Source organism: Veronia pacifica, from assembly GCF_001707825.1.
Lineage (GTDB): Bacteria > Pseudomonadota > Gammaproteobacteria > Enterobacterales > Vibrionaceae > Veronia > Veronia pacifica.
Map to the genome: position 1 here is coordinate 36,758 of NZ_LYBM01000030.1, position 22,162 is coordinate 58,919.

Here is a 22,162-nt window from a genome sequence, read left to right on the forward strand (position 1 = left end):
GCTACTTCTCTGCCATGATGATATTTCGCAATATGCCTATATTTGAGATCTCAATTTCACACACATCACCCTCTTTCATGAAGACGGGAGGCGTTCTTCTCGCGCCGACACCGCCCGGCGTGCCCGAGACAATCACATCGCCTGGTAACAATGGAAGAATAGTTGAACAATATGAGATTAACCGCGGTATTGAGGCAATCATCAGATCAGTGGTTGTATCCTGCATGACTTCACCGTTGAGGCGAGTTTGTAAATGTAGTTTGGACGGATCCGGGATCTCGTCAGCGGTTACCATCCATGGACCAAAAGGTCCTGTCGCATAAAAGGTTTTGCCCGGCATAAACTGATGAGTATGTTTTTGCCAGTCCCTGACTGAGCCATCGTTATAACAGGCATAACCGGCCACGACAGACAACGCATCGTCTTCGCTGACACGACGGCATTCTTTTCCAATGATCACTGCAAGCTCACCTTCGTAGTCAAACTTGTCTGACTCCAAAGGCTTCAACATTGGCTGTTGGTGTCCAATCTGACTGCCGGAGAAACGAGAAAACAAAACAGGGTTAGGCGTTTCTTCACGGCCAGTCTCGCTGATATGCGCATGGTAGTTAAGGCCAACACAAATAATTTTATCGGGATTTGTAATGACAGGCAGATGTTCCACTTCATCAAATTGATAATCGGGCTCTTCAGACAAAAAAGCACTGGCCTTTGAAAGTCCGTCATCGGCAATAAATTCCCTGAGCGACGTTGCGTCTACCCGACGGCCAAGATCAATGATCCCTCCCTCAATGACAACGCCAAATGATGCCTGAGCATCAGTACGGAAAGAGCAAAGTTTCATATCATCATTCCTTTTCGTTTCTTTTGTTGATAATGCTGAGGCAGGGTGTTGACCAGCTCAGCCAGCGCATTAACGGTCTCACCGCAGCCAAGAATGTACCTGTCAGGCCGCAGGAGGACACCTTTGGTCTCAAGTTGCATCAGATAATCTGCCCCATTTTGGGTCTCGCTGACGGAGATAACGGGAAGCGAAGTGAGTGAACGCAGGTCAACAGCGATGTCATCGGTGGTGACATAAACATAGCGATAGCCTATGTGTTCGTCCATCCTGCTTCCATCGAGCATTCTTGGCTGACCAAACTGCTTCCCCGCATTCGCGCCCGTACCCAATCCAGGGCCAAGTATCGGGTAGAGAGACTGCATTTTTTTATTGCCATCTTCTCCCGACATCGCGGCACGCAAAGCGGGCTCACTGTCAACGGTATTGATCAGCCTGCCCAGTGCTATCGCTTTTGAAATATACGCTTCTGCATTGGGCTGCCTCTCACTCTGATAGCTCTCCAGTAAAGTATCGCCATCTCCCTGCTCAACAGATTCAGCAAGCTTCCACGCCAGATTGGCGGCATCGCGGATCCCGGCACACATTCCCTGTCCCATAAAAGGTGGCGTCTGATGTGCGGCATCTCCGGCTACCAGTAACCGACCTTTCTGCCAGACCTCAGCTGACAACGAGTGAAAGGTATATACCGCACTTCTCTCTAAAGTGGCTTCATCAGGCGTAAGCCAAGGCGAGAGCAATTGCCAGACAAAGCTGTCTTTGGTCACCGCTGTATTACTCTCCTCAGGCAGCACAGTGATCTCCCAGCGTCTGCGGTTTTTCGGCCCTCTGACGTAGGTCGCTGGCCTGTTGGGATCGCAGAACTGAATGGAGTGGTCACCCAGTTCCGGTTTATCCTGATTGAGAAGAACATCGACAACCAGCCAACGCTCATGAAAGCCAAAATCTTTCATTCTTGACTCAATAAAGCGCCGCACCAGTGATCGGGCACCATCGCATCCGACAGCATATTGGGCTGTTACTCGATGAATCTCACCCATTGCCATATCTTCAAAGCGCACTTCAACGCCATCACCCTTGTCTTCCACCATGAAGGCCTCTGCTCGGCAGCGGACGGTGACCGAGTCATAGGTGGTCAGTTTTGAGCGCAATATACGCTCCAGATCCGGTTGGTGAAATCGCCAGCTGGGATGCCATGCATGAGGGCCCTCTTCCAAGGGTCTTGGCCAATCAAGGAGCAGTGTCCCATCCGGTGATTGGAAGCGCATGCCAGGGTTGATTCTGATCTCGGGCAATAGCTCGTCTGCGATGCCTATCCATTGAAAAACACGCATCACTTCATCATCAAAATGAACGGCTCTTGGCAGATGATAGGCTTCTGCTTCACGATCGAGCACCAATACCTTGATGCCAAGCATGCCAAGTAAGTTGGCCAGTGTGGCTCCGACCGGGCCGAGACCAACCACCACGACATCATAGGTGTCATGGAAATCATTATTTTTCATATTTGCTTACCTTGCTTTTTTCAGGGCACCGTAAAGCCACGGACAATCAATCACGGGAGGTGCCCTGTGACCTTCAGCAGCCGCTTTAAGTCGCATCTCTCTCAAGCGTTTTCGTCCGCCGTCTTCGGGTAAATACAATCTCTCGTGACCCCAAAAACTGGGACCGAGTGTCGTCTCGTGTGGCTCCCATGTGTCAGGGTCAATGACCAGACCACCCCAGCCACTCTCAACAAAGAAGCCAGATGGTGTGTAGGCGTAATAGGACGTCATATGGTCATTGGTGTGGCGGCCAAGCGTGTAGGCAATGGTGTCTTCTTTGTCCTGTAACTGTGCCAAATCATAGCCTTGTCCGACATCATCAAGGTTTGTAAATTCCACCATAAAATGATGAAAACCCTGCTGACCGGAGCCAATCATGGCAAAGCTATGATGACGACCATTAACATGGAAAAAATACATACCGTATGGCGACAGGCCGTAGTCTGAAACATTAAAACCAAGCACATCGCGATAAAACGGCAGCATGGTGTCCAGATTATCGACATGCAGCACAGCATGCCCCATGCCTAATGGCCCGGTGTTGAAGCCATCTATGGGTCTGCCGGGAACAAAGGGATCACTGCTCAGCATAGGGTTAAACACGAGCTCAACGCGATTTCCCATCGGATCCAGGAACCAAATCATCTCGTCGACAAAGCGTCTGTCCGCCAATTCGCGCCCGCCCCAGAAAACAGGATACCCGGCATTATCGAGCCTTGCGGCGTACATGTTGAGATCATCATGATGACTGACCTCCCAGCCCATAAATGCGAGGGTATCCCCTTTTTCTCCCGAAATAAGCAGGCGCTGTTGTCTGTCATCCATGCGAAATACAGACGTTTTTCCGCCACGGTCAACTTCCTGCATAGCCAGAATTTTTCCGGCAAATGCTGACCATTCGCTTAATTTGTCTGAATGAATGCCCAGATAACCTAATGCACAAATTGCCACAGTTGCCCCCTCTCGCAGCCGCTCCAGTTAGCGGCTGGCGATCTCCAATGCCCGCTTCAGTACTTTGCTGGCATTTTCCGGTTTACCTGAAAGCCAGAGTTTGCGGGCATCTTTAAATGATGCGTCCCATGCCGCTTTTTGCTCCTCAGTGAGGTCTACAAAATTTATCTTGGCATTTTCTCTCATCGCTTTTTCAATTTCGGCTTCGCCACGATCTATCCGGTCAGCAACCCAGGCGCTTCTCTCAGCAAGGGACATGTCGTCAATAGCCGCCTTATCCTTTGCCGGTAATCTGTCATAGGTCTTTTTGTTCATGAGGAACACAAGAGGCGTAGCAATGAAACGGCTGTTAGTCACATTAGGAGCTACTTCGTAAAGACGGAAAGTGCGGTAGGCATCCATGGTCCATGCCGCGCTGCTGACCACATTACGTTCAATGTTCTCATACACCTGAGGAGCTGGGATGGGCACGCCGGATGCTCCTAGTTGATTTAGAAGCTGAGAACCATAAGGGGAAGGAGAACGCATTTTTATCCCACTAAGATCACCCGGCATTTTCACCTGTCTGTCAGCACTGAAAATCCGGTAACCCGGCGTTGTGAACAGAGCGATCGCTTTGTAGTCTGAAAACTCATTACCGAGCAGCCCCTCAGCATTAAGGGTATTGAGCACTTTTGTTCCCGTGGCTGCATCACCAGCAATACCGGGAATTTCTGCCACCGTTGTCATTGGAAAAAGGCCTGCGGTGTAAGTGGGCACAACAAAGGCCACATCTGCCACTCCTTTGGCAACGAGCTCTGCCTGTGCTGGTGGCGCACCCAGTATTGAACCGGGATAAAGTTTGAATCGGTTACCTTTTGACAGTTTGGGATTCACTTCATCTATCCATGCCTGAAGTGTTTGGGAAAAAAAGCCTTTTGCCGGTTCAAACGATGAGACCCGCATTTGCTTCGCATTGACACCAAAACTGCAAGCGGCAATGAGGCCTGCAATGAGGCAACGGGTTAAGGGTAAACGCATGATATGTATCATAGATAATTCCTCCTTGAGTCTCGCACTCAACGGGCAGCCTCGGGCAGCCACATGACCAGTGCGGGAAAGGCGATGATCAGCCCGATACGAATAACATCCGCAACGACAAAGGGCATGACGCCTTTCCAGAGTGCAACCATAGGTATGTCGCTGTTTGTCGTTTTGAGAACGAACAGATTCATACCTACAGGTGGGGTGATTAATCCCATTTCAACCACCATCACGACATAGATGCCAAACCACACCAAATTGATACCTGCAGCATCAGCGATAGGCACAAAGAGAGGTACGGTCAGCAGTAGCATCGCAAGGCTATCCATCAAAGTGCCCAGCACCAGATAAATCGCGCTCATGAGTAAAATGACGGTGAGAGGTGAAGTGAGAATGTCGGAAAACAGCGATGTCAGAGAGAAAGGAAGATCGGACAACGCCAGAAAAAAGTTAAACAGATTGGCCGCAATTAATACCAGATACAGTGCGCCACAGGTCTTTGCTGTGTCGGTTGCGGCGCTATGAAGCCTTCTTTTGATAAACGGCGACTGAAGATGCCATAACTCAGAACCAATGCAAGACCGACAGCTGCCGTTTCATTTGCAGTGAAATAGCCACTGTATAGGCCTGCCATGATCAGGCTAAACACACCGACCGGTGGCCCCAGCTCTTTCAAAGCATGTGCCCTCTCAGCGCGGGTGGCTTTGACGCTTTTGTCAGAATTGGAGCGACCTAGCCTGATAGAAAACCAGATTGCGGCAAAATACAACAGGATAGCCAATGAGATCGGGCCTGCCGTAGCAAGCAATAGCTGCCGGATGGACTGCTCTGCCAGAAACGCATAGATAACAAGGACAGTCGAGGGTGGAATGAGGATACCCAATGTGCCCCCCGCTGCTACAGTGCCCGATGACAGGCTGTCGGTGTATCCTGCGCGACGCATTTCAGGTAAGGCAATTCTCCCCATGGTCGCCGTTGTTGCCAGTGACGAGCCGGAAATCATCCCAAAACCTGCGGACGCACCAATTGTTGCCAACGCCAATCCACCTCGTTTGTGTCCCAATAAGGTTCTCATTGCTTCATAAAGGCGGCTGGACAACCCGCTCTGGGAGGCAACGTTTCCCATAAATACAAACAAAGGCAGCATAGCCAGCGTATAGTTAGTCAGCGATTCCCATACTGTCGTTGCGCCTATGGTCATCATACCTTCAGCGCCAATCACAAAAGTACAACCAGCGATCGCGACAAGCCCCATCGCAATACCGACGGGTACTTCGAGAAGAATCAACACTAAGGTGACAGCAAACCCAATACCGCCAAGGAACAGTCCGTCATCCATCAGGCATCTCCTTTAAAAGCAATAACAGCACGTTTAGCGGCTGCAACTACGGCGACCAGAAACGACACCGTAACAATTGTGATTAACACGTCTTTAGGTAAGGCCAGATCAGGCGTGGTTTCAGGGCTTCCCCAACTCTCCACGCTGTACATTGTCATGATCCAAAACATCAAAAGAGAAAAAAACAGTGAGAACATGGCGCCAAATATCGCCAGTGAATATTTAAAAATGTTTGGCCTCAGTTCACTGAGTAACCGTGCCGTCACGTTGGCATCTTTGAGGTAGCAGGCTGGCATAGAGAGCAAGGCTCCAAGGCCAATAAGTAATGTTGTGGTCTCTATAACACCTGGCAAATGGCTACCAGACATTGCTCGCATCAACACATCAATAACCGTAACAACAGCACCTCCCAGAAAGCACAGGGCTGACAGAACTAAAGAAATACGGGTCAATGCTTCGCTGCTCATACCGCCACTCCAAGACATTTTTAATGTCATTAACGTTAGTGGTGATACGTTATATTGACTACCTACCCCATCAGTTCGTCCACTGTGCGGACAACCTTGCTTTATATGATTAATTCGTGTTTAAGCGATAAATAGGAGAGAACTGTCGGTTTGATGAGGTTTTCTGTCACAGGAATAATATTTATGCGTGATTAACACTGGTATTTAAAGAAATAGGATGGGCAGAATTTTTGCCGGTAACGTAATAATTGAAAAGCACAGAGCTGTGTCACTAATCAATAGCTTTGCTAATGCTTCATCGGTGATCATGGAGCATGCCAGCCTTTTTAATAAATAAGGAAGAAAATGAAAAACGTACGAGTATCAGTAAGGGCTGTGTGTTATCGGGACAACAGCCTGCTTCTCGCGGAACATCGGGATGACAGAGGTCTCTGGTATATTCTACCGGGAGGTGGAGTGCAACATAATGAGACGCTCGACCAGGCATTTGATCGGGAATTAATGGAGGAAACAGGCGGTGAAGCGACGATGGGTGACATCCTTTTCGTTCGGGAAGTGCTGGCAGACCGACTTAATACATCATACCTGCCCGCTCATCTGCATCAACTGGAGCTGTTTGTTGAAACCACTGACTTTAAAGTGGTCGCTGAGCCCAAAGACTTTGACAAAGACCAAATCGGATATGTCTGGATGCCACTGGACCAACTAGACGACATTCTCTTTTTTCCCAAAGCGATGGTGAAGAGTTTTCAAACCCGATGTTTTGATAAAATCTACCAAGGTCACATTCGTTAAGTGGTATTTAATGCTAATTCCCACTTCTGCACATTTAACAATTACATTATCGTGTGACGCAGAACATTTAAATATCACTGCTATCAGCTCGTCTAACGCAGCTCTCTCTCTGCTTGTAATGGTAAATAATTATCATTTAAGCGTATGACTTAGTTAATAAATTTATAAAACGTTTTTTTAAAAAACAACGTCATAAATCGCTTTAAAACTGAACACACTTAATAAAGTGCAGTTATCATTTTGTCGCTATTGTTGGAAATTGAGCCAGTGACTGTCTTGTAAGTCACTATATCGAGTAAACAATTTGTGACGTAACCCAGTAATGTAAACTGCAAATCAACTGGCTAGACCATTTATCCTAATGATGTGCTATACAATGCAAACCCACGGAAGATATTCAGGAAATAATGATCAAAATCATGCAACTGGAAAATTATTATACAACGAGCGATAACAAGCTTCAGTTCAGTCGCCAACAAGCCAGTCATTTTGCCAAACTCGTCGCGGGAGACTTCAACCCAATTCATGATGAAGACGCAAAACGGTTTTGTGTGCCTGGGGATTTGCTCTTTTCTGTTCTGTTGAGCAAAGTCGGCATCAGCAAGGAAATGCGGATTGAATTCAACGGTATGATCAATGACGGCACCGACCTTGAACTTCAGGATACCGAAGACGGACACCTGAACGTTGTCGATGACGCTGGAAAACTCTATCTAACACTCGAGCGTCGTGGCGAGACGATTAACGACCCTCGTATTGCAGAAAAAATCGCCTCTCACTACGTTCGCTTTTCAGGTAAGAACTTTCCATACATCATGGTTCCACTCATGGAAGAAGCGGGCATGATGATCAATCCAGCCCGACCATTGGTGATGTATGAGAGCATGGAACTTAAATTTGATAAACTCACCTTTGACAACCCTGAAGTGGTTCTCAGTGAAACCAGCATGGATATTGACGGTAAACGCGGTGTAGTGACGCTGGGTTTTTCTATCAAAGACAACGGTGAAGTAATAGGAAAAGGCAATAAGCGTATGCTTTGTAGCGGCCTACGACCTTTTGAGACAGACGAAATTAATAACTTGGTGACTGAATTTTATCAAAGGAAAGATGCTTTCCTATCTTCTGTCAGCGCCTGATATAAAAAAAGATAACCTGTCATAGATCTTCTGTCAGAAATAAATAAGCCCTCATGTTGAGGGCTTTTATTTGTTAGCAAAAACGTCATTGAACTCAATTGTTCTCAAGAGAACGCGTAGATGAACGTCCCCTCTTTGATCATATTAATGACTCTTCTCGACACGCTGAGAGGAAGCGCCGGACAACCCCAACTTCGACCAAGCTGTCCGTGCTCGCTAATCACTCTGGGATCGGCATAATCAGCACCGTGAATAACAATCGCACGCTTTCTGGCGTTATCGTTTAGCCCTTTGGATAACCCATCGAGCCTCAAAGAGTAACCGTGCTTACCATAGTAGACCTCGGCAGCTTTAAAAATGCCGACAGATGTTTTCAATGAGTTAACTTTGTTTGAAAACGTAACGGCGTAGAGTTCTCCGCTATTTTTTCCGTGTGTCACGTGAGATTCAAACAACACTCTGCGCTTCTTGACATCAATGACCCAAAATCGCTTTTTTGTGGAGGGTTTTCCATAATCGATAAGTGTAAATATCGGTTTTTTACTGCCACTGATAATAAAATGATGATAAGCGCGCTCAAACTTATCAAATTCTATCTGACCAAAGAGTGCCAACCTACTATATAGACTCTTGGCATCCAACAAAGGAGCTGCTTTTACAGGCGCGGTGAAAAAAGCCGTAAGGATAAGTAAAGTTAAAAATAATTCTTTGTATTTTTTGAACATTCTTATTTTCCGGTTGTTAATTCATCTGTGACAAAAATACGTTTTGTGTGTCTAATGCCACACACTTTTCAGTATTGGTTTAAAAGGTAACAAGACGTGATTTCATGTTGATAAAACACAATCAAGATGCATGCCACCCACAACTGAAAAAACTACTTTTTTAAAATTAACTGCCAGATTAATACGTTAGAAAAAGTAGTGGATTTCGCCAAATTCCAGATTCACCACATTCACCTTGTTATTGGCTCTAAATACTTACTTGGTAAGCTTTTACTGATATCTGGAGGCAACATATTGCCATAGTGACTTAAAATCTAAATACTCAAAAGTCACCATTTTGTTTCTCGTATTAATAATGAGACACGATAAATAGGTTTGAAAAATGGATAAAAAAATGTAAGGAGAAGACATCTTTTCCGATATAAAACAGAGTACGGTTTGTGATTTATTCGCAAATAACAGTGCAATTTATCATTTTGCGAGCACCCATTAGATTTTCACTTTTACGACATGTTGAGACACTTGCCTTTCCTGATCGCTACGGCAAAAAAAAGCCGACAAAATTGCCGGCTGATTAATATGTTTTTGACTTAATACAAAGGGAGGATATGACTCGCGTCAGATCTCAGCAATAGCGTTTTTGATCCGCTTGTCCGAGATTGGATATGGCGTACCAAGTTGCTGCGCGAAATAACTCACCCTTAATTCTTCCAACATCCAGCGTACCTCTTTAATACTCAGTGGAACCTGCTGCCCTTTAGGAACCTTATTCAAGAGTTCCATGTAGTCTTTGGTCACGGACTCCACTTTCAGCATATGAACGCGGTCTCGATTGGGATCGATAGGCAGTTTCTCCAATCGTCTCTCAATTGCCCGCAGGTAACGGTGAATATCAGGTAGACGTTTCCAGCCGCACTGTGTCGCAAAGCCCTTAAAAATCAGGCTTTCAAGCTGTGCTTTAATGTCCGACATGGCAAATGCCATCGATAAGTCGACTTTTCCTTTAAGCTTCTTATTAATTGAAAAGGCAGTGGTCAATATCTGCTCAACCTGTTTGGCGATTTCTACCACTGTATCTCCTAATTCCGCCCTTACATGCTCTTTGAGCGCATCAAAAGCCTCAGGTTGCCAAGTCAACCCCCCCTGCTCTTCAACCAGCTTATCGACACCACAGGCAATGCAGTCATCAATCAAATCCATTACCCGGCCATATGGATTAAAGTAAAGACCCAGCTTGGATTTGTTTGGCAGGTTATCGTGCAAATATTTGATTGGAGATGGCACATTCAGCAGAAGCAAACGCCGCTGCCCCTGTTGCATCACTTGATGTTGCTCTTCCTCAGTCTCAAACAACTTAATACTGACAGAGTCTTTATTATCAACAATGGCAGGGAACGCTTTTACCTCAAAGCCACCACGCCTTTGCTGATATTTTTGCGGCAGCGTGCCAAAACTCCACGTCGTCAGACCTTGTTGCTCAATATCGTCGTCGGCCACTTTTGATAAGGTCTCTTGCACCTTCTCTTTCAGGCCTTCCTTCAGTTCATAAAGATCCTGACTTTCTTTTAACTTACGGTTTTTATGGTCCACTGCCCGATAACTGATTTTCAGATGCTCAGGGAGTAAATCTGTCTGCCAGTTTTCACGTAGCACAGTCACACCTGTCATTCGCTTTAATTCTTTCTCAAGCGAATCAAGCAATGGCGCTTCCATGGGTTTAGCTCGCTGAAGGAACGCAGATGCGTAATTAGGCGCGGGCACAAAGTTACGTCGTAACGTCTTTGGTAGTGACTTTATTAATGCAATGATCAGTTCTTCCCGTAAACCCGGAATTTGCCAGTCGAACCCTTCCGGCTCAATTTGGTTGAGTAAGGGTAATGGAATGTGAACTGTTACACCGTCATGGTCTTCGCCGGGCTCAAACTGGTAACTGAGTTTGAGTTTTAGGTCGCCCTGATGCCAGAAATTTGGATAATCAAGCTCTGTGACATGACTTGCATCGCCGGCCAGAAGCATGGCTTTTTCAAAATTCAGAAGCTCTGGTTCATTGCGGCTGGCTGTTTTCCACCAAGAATCGAAATGACGACCAGATATTACGCTGAGATCAACGCGCTGATCATAAAACTCATACAGAGTGTCGTCATCTGCCAGCAAGTCACGGCGCCGGGACTTGTGCTCAAGATCCTCGATCTCTTTTAGTAAGCGGCGGTTTTGATGATAAAACTTGTGGCGGGTTTCCCAGTCCCCTTCTACCAAGGCAGAACGAATGAAAATTTCCCGCGACACTGTCTGGTCAATGTTGCCGTAATTGACTTTACGCTTCGGCACAATTGGAATGCCATAAAGCATGACTTTTTCAAAGGCAAACACTGCTGCCTGCTTTTTCTCCCAGTGTGGCTCACTGTAGCTGCGCTTGATCAGATGTTTTGCCAGTGGTTCGACCCACTCTGGCTGTATCTTTGCAGCAATACGGCCCCATAAGCGTGAGGTTTCAACAAGCTCGGCCACCATGACCCATTTAGGCTGTTTCTTAAACAGACCGGAACCGGGGAAGATACCAAAGCGTGCATTTCTCGCTCCTTGGTACTCATTTTTTTCCTGATCTTTAAGGCCAATATGAGACAGCATACCCGCCAGTAAAGAGGTGTGAACCGATTGATAATCCGCAGGCGTTTGGTTAACAGTATGCTCCAGTTCCCGCATTACCTGACGAATCTGAAAATGCACGTCCTGCCACTCACGGACCCTCAGGTAATTCAGGTAATCTTTTTTACACTGTTTGCGGAACTGGTTACCGCTCAGTGCTTTTTGCTGCTCTGTCAGATAATCCCAAAGGTTAACGAATGCCAGAAAATCTGAGTCTTTATCGTTAAAACGTCGGTGCTTTTCGTCAGACGCCTGCTGTTTGTCAGATGGTCTCTCTCTGGGATCCTGAATTGCCAGTGCAGAAGCAATGATCATCACTTCCTTCAACGCACCATGGCGTGAGGCCTCCAATACCATACGAGCAAGGCGCGGATCGATAGGCAACCTTGCCAGCGCCCGGCCTGTTGGTGTAAGGCGTTTATGATCGCCCTGCTTCCCGGCCTGCATCGCGCCGAGCTCTTCTAGCAGTCTGACACCGTCCTGAATATTACGGCTATCCGGTGGCTGAACAAACGGGAAGGCCGCGATATCACCCAGACCTATTGCTGTCATTTGAAGAATAACGGATGCCAGGTTGGTTCTTAGAATTTCAGGATCAGTAAACTCAGGACGACTGAGAAAATCCTCTTCGGAATAAAGTCGAATACAAATACCATCGGAAACCCGACCACAACGACCTTTACGCTGGTTTGCACTTGCCTGTGAAACACGCTCAATGGGTAGTCGCTGCACTTTGGTGCGGTAGCTGTAACGGGAAATTCGAGCGGTACCCGGATCAATCACGTACTTAATACCCGGTACTGTCAGTGACGTCTCGGCAACGTTGGTTGCCAGCACAATACGCCTGCCTCTGTGCGACTGAAAAACCCGGTTTTGCTCAGAAGCAGACAGACGGGCATATAGCGGCAGGATTTCAGTATCGCGCAGATTTCTTTTGGTCAGTGCGTCGGCGGTGTCTCGAATCTCACGTTCACCGTTCATAAAGAGAAGAATGTCTCCCGGCCCTTCATCATGCAGTTCATCAACTGCATCGAAAATAGCCTGCAACTGGTCACGCTCGCTCTCATCACTCTCATCATCGCCTACTGGGCGGTAACGGACCTCTACCGGATAAGTGCGACCTGACACTTCAATAATTGGCGCACCACGGAAATGATTCGAAAATCGCTCAGGATCGATAGTTGCCGACGTGATAATCACTTTCAAATCGGGACGTTTAGGCAACAACTGCTTGAGATAACCAAGAATAAAATCAATATTAAGGCTGCGTTCGTGCGCCTCATCGATAATGATGCAATCGTACTGGTTCAGGTACCTGTCGTGCTGAATTTCTGCCAACAGGATCCCGTCGGTCATCAGCTTCACTTTCGTTTCGTCTGATACCTGATCATTAAATCGAACCTTATAGCCAACCGTTTTACCCATCTCGGTATCCAGCTCATCAGCGATACGAGCTGCAACGGTTCTGGCGGCAAGTCGCCTTGGTTGCGTGTGACCAATCACACCAGATACACCGAGCCCCAGTTCGAGGCATATTTTAGGTAGCTGTGTCGTTTTACCCGAGCCTGTTTCGCCCGCCACAATCACAACCTGATGATTGGCGATAGCCTCTGCAATATCGGCTTTTTTCTGACTAACGGGCAGTTGTTCTGGGTAAGAGATTGCGGGTAAGGTAGCTTGTCGCTGAATACGTACCTGCATGGATTTGGCAATATCCAGAGCAATTTCATCAAAGACGGCGTTACGTGCCTCATCTTTCTTGATGCGTTTTGCACCCTGAATGCGTTTGCTTAAACGAAATTTGTCCCTATTCATGCAGTCTTCAACTGCGGCGAACAGAGTCTTAGCATTATTTTGATGGTTAGAAGCTGTCAATTTTGTTTCCAAAGCTAGCGGGATTGGTCGGACTAGGAAGGGTTTAATCGATGACCCGACGGTGACTACGCGAATTACTTGAGTTTAACATAGCCAACACCTGTTTGTAGCCTACGTATATGTTCAATCAATACAAAATGTCTCGTCCCCGGCATTTATTGAATGAGCTGTGCATTTTGAAACGAGGAACAAGAATCCAGTTCTAATAATGCCTTAACTACTGACAAAAAGCTTCACTGACAAAAAGAATCACATTAACAAGAACTTTTGAATGTGAAATGCTTCTAATGTTCATGAATATGTACAGATCACCACTGGCTCAGATGCCCATAAATCACCGAGCACTCTTTTCTCTCTGTACTAAAGATCAATCAGGGGCTGTACTAATCAGCTGCCGCGTATCATGTCACGTTTGATGTGTTTGCCTTTTAGCGAAGACAAGCAAACTGTGACTGAGAACTGTATGGGTAACAGAGGGTATCAAGTCGTTTGGGTGTACACTTACAATTAAACCAATAATGGGTATAGGATTTTTCATTATGCTTAATAATTTAGTATCGCGTCTTAAGGAGATCCTCACCGATCCTCAATCCGACGTGGTTGACGATACTGATTACAAAAAAGCTATTGCCGCACTTTTATGTGAGGTTGCAGGCGCTGACCATAATATTGATGAACGCGAACAAAAAGCCAAGATTCATTTGCTGTCCCAGTTAGTTGATATTGAAGAGAACGAGGCTGAGGCCTTACTCGCTTGTTCAATGAGTGAAACTGAAGGGGCAATTTCGCTTTTCGAATACACAGATAAACTCAGAAAATTATCGGTAAATGAGAGATTTGCACTTATCAAGGCAATGTGGACAGTGGCCTTTTCCGATGGCGAACTAGACCCGTTGGAAGACATGGTGATCAGAAAAACATCAGAGCTTCTTTATGTGGATCACAGCATGTTTATTAAGGCGAAACTGGAAGCCCAGTCAGAATCTTAGTTTTGTACCAGTAAGGAATAAATTTTTATATATTGATAATAGTATATAGTTATAGTGCATTAACTAATCAGTTAACTAACGGTATATCTAAAACCTTGATGTCTTCCTAATGTCGATTCTTGACTGCACGAAAGATATCCCATAACTCTCCAAAAAGTAGGTCAGTCACTGCACTAAAGTACGATTGAGAGAGCAAATTACTCCTTATACGATCTTCTCCGATATCACAAAGATTGGCAGTTTGTTGAACAGGGAGTCAGTTATGAATTTTAGAGAGTTAATCATCGCTTCAGCGCTATTTACCACCGCGTTTTTCAGCCAAATGTTGCACGCCCACGAACTCGGTTTTGCCGGACTCCTGTCAAAAAGTAACAAGGGAGTAATACCCAAGCTCACCTTGTCAGCTGGGAAGCCAATTTCTGAAACAGGTAAGATAACGCTTGAGTCAGGTAAATACTATGAGATGGAGATCATTGGCGACGGTTCTGCAGAGTTGGCTCTGAGTGGCTCAGAGTTTTTTCATGCTATATGGGTAGACGAAGTGGTAATAAACGATTTGGAGGTGCGCCCGATAGGTATCAGTAGCATTGAATTTGATGATGCTGGCGAAATGGAAATTGGCTTTGTTGCTATTAAGCCGGGGACATATCGCCTATCGATACCCGGCTCAACAGGTAAAACACAGGGCGTCGATATCATCATCGAGTAAACGTAACCCGGAAAGCTCGACTATCCCTGCCCCCAATAAACTTGGGCCATCAACAGGCAGGGTTTTTAGTTTCAAAGTATGTCAAAGTGGTGATATCACTTTGGTGTGAGTCGATGAAAATCCATTTGAATCAAACGAGACCGTCACCCATGACTGTGAGCCAGTAAATCACCCGTCATTGAAAAGAGTATGAGTAGAATCAAAAACGCTTAGGGCTAAAGAAGAATCGATTTACCCTCAACAACATGGCGGCGCATCTCAACACCAAACACATCGCGGATCACCTCAGGCACCATGACCTTATTGGCGAGTCCCTGCTTTATTATATGGCCAGATTTCATTATCACCACCCTATCTGCCTCGTTCAAACTCTTATTTAAATCATGATTGGCCATTACGATAGTTATCCCCAAATCTGACACTGTCTTGATCAACCGATACAATACGTCCTGCTGGGCAATATCAAGAGCAGAGGCCGGTTCATCAAGGATCAAAACTTTCGCTTCCGGGTTAAGCTCGGGCCAAATCTGAAGGCAGACTCCCGCCAATCTTACACGCTGCCACTCACCACCAGAGAGCTGCTCAGTATTCCGACTCAGCTTATCGTTGATCTCCAACGTGTCGCAGAGTGTCTTCACTACGCGATCGATAATTGTACTGTCAGTTACCGTAACTGCATTGAGACACAGACTCAGGTATTGATGGACGCCAATCGCAAAAGGTGGTTTACCCTGCTGGCTTAAGTAGCCTCTCACTTTAGCTAAATGCTGATTATCAAACTCTGCGATTCTTTTGCCGTCTATCCAAATATTTCCCTCTCCTTCTTCAAGCCCAGATAACAGAGAAAGCAAAGTACTTTTCCCACTTCCATTGGGTCCAAGAATATGAAGAATTTCTCCTTTATTTACCGTGAGATTGACAGGTAATAAACGAGGGGGTAACGAGAGGTCTTCAATACGTATCATGTTCTTCTCAAAAGCATCCAGATGAAGATTGGCGTACCCAGTGTCGTCGTCACGACTCCAACCGGCAGCTCGGTATTACTGATAGCAAGGCGACCCACGGTATCAGCCACCAGCAATAAGCTTGCGCCACATAATGCAGACAGTGGCAACAGAAAACGATTTTCAGTGCCCAAAACTATGCGTAACAAATGCGGGATAACTAAACCGACAAAACCAATCACACCAGCCATCGCAACTGAAGCACCGACTAAAAGACTCACCATAAGAATTAATTGCCACCTGAGACGTCCTGACTCAAGACCCAGTTGTCTGGCCTGCACATCGCCAAGCATCAATAAATCCAGTTTTTTTCCTTGAAGGCATAGCCATGTAAGAACAGGCAGCATCAGAAAACTCAACGTCAGTTGCGACCAATGTACACCAGACAAGCTTCCCATTAACCAGTACATCAGTTGGCGAAGACTAAGATCCGTACTGAAATAAAATGCCCATGTCACCACAGACCCTGATAGGATCCCGAGTGCCACACCGATTAACAATAATCTGGTCGTCGACACAAGGCGTTTTCTCGCCATCAAAACCAAAATTGACGTAAACATGAGTGCACCAGCCATCGCAGCGATAGACATCCAACCAGCCTCTGTATAGCCTGGGAAGACAAAGGTCATCACCACGAGTGCAACACTTGCACCTCCCGAGATGCCGAGGACACCGGGTTCAGCCAGTGGGTTCCCCAACAATACCTGAAGTACGGCTCCAGACACGGATAATGATGCACCAATAAGAATGGCAGCAATAACTCGGGGTAATCTAAGCTCAGTCAGAAACTGATATTCAAGCTCACCATTCGGCGAGAAAGGAAAAATCCAAAGCTCACCCGCTGAAAGTGCAAATAATGCGCTGAAAGATAGAACAAACAGGCTTAAGAAAAGCGCCCACTTCCACCTGACTGAGTGATGATGGACAAGTTGTTGTAATAGCATGGGTTAATGTTCAGGTTTTTATTTGTTGCTCACCTTACCCATGTCCATTGGAAATGAAAAGGTCTAACTCATATCGTCACATAAAAACGTCAGCGACAGTTGGTTTTTGACTTTAGTATGTCTTCATAAAGCAGTCACCAGACTGAGCGCATGAAGTGATAAGCCAGATAAAATGAGATTTTCTAAGCGATGTGTTTAGCGGGGTATTATATCTCAGTGGGTATCGCCAGATTGCAGATGCCATATCTGGCGATATGTAAAAGAGGCCAATCAACCAATGTGCAGTGGACCCGGGTCTGCATCAATATTGACATACAAAGGCTTAGACCAGTCATAACTGAATGACTGAACCATCAGACAAGCCCGCTGACCGTTAGCAACTTTAGAATTTGGAAAAACAACTGCTTCTCCCCCTTCCGCAGCACGATATTCAATCCCGCCTTCCTGTGCCAATAATTCACCCGTGTCAAACTGGGTAAAATTTGCAGCATCATCACTGAATGACAAAGAGAAATGGTCTGTATACTTAGTGATTGTTCGAGTTACCTTGTAACTTTCTAGCCGAGTGGGTTCTTTTTTCAGCAGTGAGTTCTTATCCTGAACCAGCATGTTACATAAGGTTTTTCTCAGTGGTTCAAACTCTGTCATATCGTTCTGATACAGGGGAGCGACTCTCCCCATTTCGAGAGTGGCGCCAATTGCGCCAAATTTTTCACAACTGAACCAGCTAAAAGTTGAAGATGGCGTGCGGCTGAACATAACGGCATTCATCTCAGCATCATCCAGAACCTGAATGAGGGGGCGGATATCACATGGGTGCGATGTGGCAGGAACAACAGCAAACATATAATGCGCAGAATTTCGAATAGCTGAATGCAAGTCGAAATGCCAGCGTTCAGCGCCCAGAGGTGCTGGAGCAAAAAAAGCCTCTACACAATGTTGATAGAGATTAGCGAGTGCCCTCTCCTCATTCTTCTCTTCATTGATACCATTGAACAGGCGATTTAGATTCTCTTCGATAAACCGCGTATGTGCCAGAATGGCTTGGGGGTGGGCAATGATAAGCAACAAACGGACTTTTGGAACTAACTTTCCGGTAATAATGTCTGATGCGAGCCTGTCTACCAGTTCAATAGGTGCGGTTTCATCACCATGAATACCTGAAGAGATGATAATGGATGTTTCACTATCATGAGGGAGAATCTCAAGGACACCATTAGCTACATGACTGATTCGAAGCCCTGTATCGGTTAGCCAGGAATGTGGCTCAAAATGAAGTGGATTGTCCAGCGTACACTGGAGAAAGTGCCCATCAAAAATACTTGCAGTCATTACATCTTCCTTTACTGTCCCTAACCGCGTTCAGGGAACTCTGTCACGCTTTAATGTATGGCAGAATAGCACTTCTTTAGAAACATATCAGTCAGTTAGAGGAAACAAATGAGGTATTGTGCTCATATACATTATACGTAGGGAAAAAGAAAAAGGCGCTGTTATCTAACGTTAAGTGTGTAACCATTCAATCACAAACCGACAGTTCGTGAATAAAAGTCATTTTTATTAAATACCCATTCACACTAGCCTCCCAATAAGAAGGTAGAAAATTTTTTCCGAGAAGATTTGTTTTTACGTGTATGCAGACAGAACTTCAGGCAACGCCTACTTCATTTAGCCAGTTATCACTTATACGTTCCTATCTTGAGTACAAGTGCCGTTTTTGCCTGATTATTTGTATAAATTTTGAGGATTCATGACGATTAATGAAAAGTAGTTAAAATACGCATCGGCAATATTAAGTAACCGGATAAAAGAATAAACTATCTCTAATCTACCGTTCACTTTGCTAATTACCAGCAACATTAAGTCGGGGGAAACAATTTCTTGGAAAGGAATTTTGTATCTATAAATTAGATTTTTTAACGCAGTTTTGCTTATGCCGTTTTACTAAAAGGCAACTGCTTTAGTAGCCGTTTTTACAGAACTTTATTAGGTATAAATAAAGGTTTTTGCCAAAGAAAACACAACAAACACTACAGACTAAGCGCCTGTAGTGTTTGTCAAAATACGGAATTATGATCCTATTTTTGCATTCTCAACACGGGCTTTCAATTTTTGCCCGGGTTTAAATGTGACTACCCTTCTGGCCGTGATTGGAATATCTTCACCCGTCTTTGGATTACGACCTGGACGTTGATTTTTATCTCTCAAATCAAAGTTGCCGAATCCCGACAATTTTACTTGCTCGCCACCTTCAAGCGCTTTACGAACTTCTTCGAAGAACGCTTCAACAGTATCCTTGGCGTCCCGCTTGCTCATTCCCACATTTTCAAACAGGTTCTCAGCCAAATCGGCCTTGGTGAGCGCCATAGGTCATTCCCTCAAGAAATGTTGAACATAAATGTAATACCAATGTATCTACATCACGAATCAGGATTGCTTATTCACTTTAACGCTAATGGCATTATTTAGTGAACTAAACCCTAACTGAGATAAAGTGTATGCCAACTAGCTGATTTGCGCCAACTTTTTTACATATCAATATTTAGAATACTGCTCTGTTTATGAGCCTTTTTACTTTTTTTCATGCATAAAAATGGAGGCATAAACAATATTAAAGAGTGTTAAACAAGAGAATATTTAATATACATGAAACACCATAGAACATATTTTAATCAGATTTAACATTTTATTTAAATATGCCGTCGTGTTTGTGTCAGGTGTTCTGGGCAAAAAAAACAGCCTAGAACGGCTGTTTTTTTAATTTTCTTTGTCATTAATCACGAAGTTGAGCGTCGAATTTCTCGCCAACTACCGAGATCACGGCCTTAACTGCCTCAGAAATATCACTTTCTTCAAGTGTCTTTTCTGATGACTGAAGTGTAAGAGCAATGGCCAGACTCTTGTGGCCTTCCTCTACACCTTTACCCTTGTACACATCGAACAGCGATGCTGATGTGATCAGAGAATGGCCCGTTTCACGGCAAGCAGACACAATGTCATCAGCATTGACTTCATCCGCAACAATAAGAGCAATGTCACGGCGATTCGCTGGGAATTTCGATACTGCCGCTGCTTCTGGGATCACGCGGGTGTTAATTGCATCCCACTCAATCTCAAACACGACGGTACGACCGTTTAGGCCAAATTTCCGCTCCAACTCCGGATGAACAGTGCCGATATGACCAATCACTTTTCCATCGAGTTCAATCGCAGCTGTCTGACCCGGGTGAAGTGCTGGGTGTTTCGCCGCCTTAAAGCTGTAAGACAGAGAATCAGCTGTAAGCTCAAGCACAGCCTCCAGATCGCCTTTCATATCGAAGAAATCAACAGTATTACTTTCAATATCCCAGTGGTCTTCGCTACGTGATCCGGAAATAACACCAGCCAGCATCATTTCCTGACGGATACCATTCTCTGCACTCTGCTCTGGAATGAAGCGCAAACCTGATTCAAACAAACGCACGCGGGGTTGTTGACGTTTCTGGTTATAAGCAACGGTATTCAGCATACCAGTGAGCAGGCTCAGACGCATTGCTGACATATCTGCTGAGATTGGGAACGGCAGAATAATCGGCTCAACATCAGGCACAATCAGCTTCTGTTGTTCAGGCTCGACAAAGCTGTAAGTAATTGCTTCGTAGTAACCACGGTCAACCAGCAAATCACGTACGCGCTTCAGAGGAAGATTCGCTTCTTTATATGTGTTCATTACCAAATCGGCTGCCGGGGCCTGATCTGGAATATTGTTGTACCCATAAATGCGCGCCACTTCTTCAACCAGATCCTCTTCGATCTGAATATCAAAGCGCCATGATGGTGACGTTGCAGTCCAACCCGAGTCAGTGGTCTCAACTGAACAACCAAGGCGTGTCAGTATTTCTTCAACATCATCGTTAGGCACTGAGTGTCCAAGCAGACTGTCCAGCTTGCTGCGACGCAGAACAATAGAATTTGCTGTTGGCAGGTGTTCTTGTGATTCTTCACCAACAATTTCACCCGCTTCACCACCGCAAATCTCAATCAGCAGTTGGGTAGCACGTTCCATTGCATTGTATTGCTGCGCTGGATCAACACCACGCTCAAAGCGGTGAGAGGAGTCAGTGTGCAGACCATAACTCCGGGCACGACCGCGAATAGCATCAGGAGAGAAGAACGCAGCCTCAAGCAGAACGTCGGTAGTATCAGTGTTCACACCTGAATATTCACCACCAAAGATACCAGCGATAGCCAGTGCCTGTTTATGGTCCGCGATCACGAGTGTGTCTTCGTTCAGTTCTGCTTCATTGCCATCGAGAAGAACAAGTTTCTCACCTTGCTTCGCCATACGTGCAACGATGCCACCTTCAATTTTGCTGAGGTCAAACGCATGCATTGGCTGCCCTTGTTCAAGCAAAATGAAGTTAGTGATATCAACAATAGGGTCGATAGAACGAACACCGCTTCGACGCAGTTTTTCTTGCATCCAGAGTGGCGATTCAGCTTTGACGTTCACGTTGCGAACAACACGGCCCAAATAACGCGCACAAGCTTGTGGTGCCTCAATAGACACTGCAACTTTATCTTCGATAGTCGCAGGGACAGACTCGATAGTTGGCTCGCAGACTTCAGCACGGTTCAATACGCCCACTTCACGGGCCATACCTTTGATGCTCAGACAGTCTGCGCGGTTGGCAGTCAGGTCAACGTCGATAGTGACATCATTAAGGCTCAGAAACTCGCGGAAATCAGTGCCAATAACAGCGTCTGCTGGCAGTTCCAAGATGCCATCTGACTCTACGTCTATACCCAGCTCGGTGAAAGAGCAAAGCATACCGTGAGATGGCTGACCGCGAAGTTTGGCTTTTTTGATTTTGAAATTGCCCGGCAATACCGCACCAACAGTGGCAACAGCTACTTTCAGTCCCTGACGACAGTTTGGAGCACCGCAGACGATGTCAAGTAGCTCATCACCACCAACGTTAATTTTAGTCACACGGAGCTTGTCAGCATCAGGGTGTTGACCACACTCAACAACTTCACCAACGACAACGCCAGTGAACTCACCTGCAACTGGGTCGACATCATCAACTTCCAGACCGGCCATAGTGATTTGGTGTGCCAGTTCGTCGCTGGTAACTGCTGGGTTAACCCATTCGCGCAGCCAGGATTCACTAAATTTCATTGATTATTTA

At 45.8% G+C, this 22,162-nt stretch carries 18 protein-coding genes; 4 read left to right on the top strand and 14 right to left on the bottom strand.

Annotated features, from left to right (window positions below; genetic code table 11):
- Position 1: 1 nt before the first annotated feature.
- From A8L45_RS15415 to A8L45_RS15440, 7 genes are read right to left on the bottom strand one after another with little or no spacing between them, the layout of a single operon-like run.
- Complete coding sequence (locus A8L45_RS15415) at positions 2-844, bottom strand: fumarylacetoacetate hydrolase family protein (protein WP_068903851.1); 843 nt, start codon at positions 842-844, stop codon at positions 2-4.
- The gene (mhpA, locus tag A8L45_RS15420) at positions 841-2,346 is read right to left on the bottom strand and encodes a bifunctional 3-(3-hydroxy-phenyl)propionate/3-hydroxycinnamic acid hydroxylase MhpA (RefSeq protein ID WP_068903853.1); all 1,506 of its coding nucleotides are present in this window, start codon (positions 2,344-2,346) and stop codon (positions 841-843) included. The genes A8L45_RS15415 and mhpA overlap by 4 nt, the downstream gene beginning before the upstream one ends.
- Positions 2,347-2,352: 6 nt before the next feature.
- Complete coding sequence (locus A8L45_RS15425; RefSeq protein ID WP_068903854.1) at positions 2,353-3,336, bottom strand: VOC family protein; 984 nt, start codon at positions 3,334-3,336, stop codon at positions 2,353-2,355.
- A 27-nt stretch (positions 3,337-3,363) separates the two neighbouring features.
- Positions 3,364-4,368 carry a TRAP transporter substrate-binding protein gene (locus A8L45_RS15430; RefSeq protein ID WP_068903856.1) on the bottom strand — a complete coding sequence of 335 codons (1,005 nt, stop codon included), beginning with the start codon at positions 4,366-4,368 and terminating at the stop codon, positions 3,364-3,366.
- Between the two features lie 26 nt (positions 4,369-4,394).
- Positions 4,395-4,934, bottom strand: coding sequence for a TRAP transporter large permease subunit (locus A8L45_RS25535; RefSeq protein WP_217492173.1), 540 nt, complete (start codon positions 4,932-4,934; stop codon positions 4,395-4,397).
- A complete protein-coding gene (locus A8L45_RS25540; RefSeq protein WP_217492170.1) occupies positions 4,829-5,698 on the bottom strand; it encodes a TRAP transporter large permease in 870 nt (289 codons plus the stop codon). Before A8L45_RS25540 ends, A8L45_RS25535 begins: the two co-directional genes overlap by 106 nt.
- Entirely contained in the window at positions 5,698-6,165 is a 468-nt protein-coding gene (locus A8L45_RS15440; RefSeq protein WP_068903858.1) for a TRAP transporter small permease, read from the bottom strand. The genes A8L45_RS25540 and A8L45_RS15440 overlap by 1 nt, the downstream gene beginning before the upstream one ends.
- Positions 6,166-6,510: 345 nt before the next feature.
- Here A8L45_RS15440 and A8L45_RS15445 point away from each other — a divergent pair, with 345 nt between their 5' ends.
- A complete protein-coding gene (locus tag A8L45_RS15445) occupies positions 6,511-6,960 on the top strand; it encodes an NUDIX domain-containing protein (protein ID WP_068903860.1) in 450 nt (149 codons plus the stop codon).
- Positions 6,961-7,379: 419 nt separating this feature from the next.
- A complete protein-coding gene (locus tag A8L45_RS15450; protein WP_068903894.1) occupies positions 7,380-8,099 on the top strand; it encodes a DUF3581 family protein in 720 nt (239 codons plus the stop codon).
- 104 nt (positions 8,100-8,203) lie between these two features.
- On the opposite strand, the gene A8L45_RS15455 is transcribed toward A8L45_RS15450, so the two are convergent.
- Both A8L45_RS15455 and hrpA read right to left on the bottom strand, forming a co-directional pair.
- Positions 8,204-8,824, bottom strand: coding sequence for a murein L,D-transpeptidase catalytic domain family protein (locus tag A8L45_RS15455; RefSeq protein ID WP_068903862.1), 621 nt, complete (start codon positions 8,822-8,824; stop codon positions 8,204-8,206).
- 618 nt (positions 8,825-9,442) lie between these two features.
- Positions 9,443-13,345 (bottom strand): ATP-dependent RNA helicase HrpA, encoded by a 3,903-nt coding sequence (gene hrpA, locus A8L45_RS15460; protein WP_068903864.1) that lies wholly within the window; start codon positions 13,343-13,345, stop codon positions 9,443-9,445.
- Between the two features lie 539 nt (positions 13,346-13,884).
- Here hrpA and A8L45_RS15465 point away from each other — a divergent pair.
- On the top strand, positions 13,885-14,334 hold the full coding sequence (locus tag A8L45_RS15465; protein WP_068903866.1) for a tellurite resistance TerB family protein: 450 nt from the start codon (positions 13,885-13,887) through the stop codon (positions 14,332-14,334).
- A 262-nt stretch (positions 14,335-14,596) separates the two neighbouring features.
- Positions 14,597-15,043 (top strand): cupredoxin domain-containing protein, encoded by a 447-nt coding sequence (locus A8L45_RS15470; RefSeq protein ID WP_068903868.1) that lies wholly within the window; start codon positions 14,597-14,599, stop codon positions 15,041-15,043.
- Between the two features lie 215 nt (positions 15,044-15,258).
- Here A8L45_RS15470 and btuD read toward each other — a convergent pair whose 3' ends face one another.
- The 5 genes from btuD to pheT all read right to left on the bottom strand — a co-directional run bounded on the left by btuD (position 15,259) and on the right by pheT (position 22,152).
- Positions 15,259-16,008, bottom strand: a complete 750-nt coding sequence (gene btuD / locus A8L45_RS15475) for a vitamin B12 ABC transporter ATP-binding protein BtuD (RefSeq protein ID WP_068903870.1) — start codon at positions 16,006-16,008, stop codon at positions 15,259-15,261.
- Complete coding sequence (btuC, locus tag A8L45_RS15480) at positions 16,005-16,991, bottom strand: vitamin B12 ABC transporter permease BtuC (protein WP_068903871.1); 987 nt, start codon at positions 16,989-16,991, stop codon at positions 16,005-16,007. The genes btuD and btuC overlap by 4 nt, the downstream gene beginning before the upstream one ends.
- Before the next feature lie 270 nt (positions 16,992-17,261).
- Positions 17,262-18,323, bottom strand: coding sequence for a succinylglutamate desuccinylase (locus A8L45_RS15485; RefSeq protein ID WP_068903873.1), 1,062 nt, complete (start codon positions 18,321-18,323; stop codon positions 17,262-17,264).
- Positions 18,324-19,061: 738 nt separating this feature from the next.
- A complete protein-coding gene (ihfA, locus tag A8L45_RS15490) occupies positions 19,062-19,358 on the bottom strand; it encodes an integration host factor subunit alpha (RefSeq protein ID WP_068903874.1) in 297 nt (98 codons plus the stop codon).
- Between the two features lie 406 nt (positions 19,359-19,764).
- Entirely contained in the window at positions 19,765-22,152 is a 2,388-nt protein-coding gene (gene pheT / locus A8L45_RS15495) for a phenylalanine--tRNA ligase subunit beta (RefSeq protein WP_068903876.1), read from the bottom strand.
- Positions 22,153-22,162: the final 10 nt, after the last annotated feature.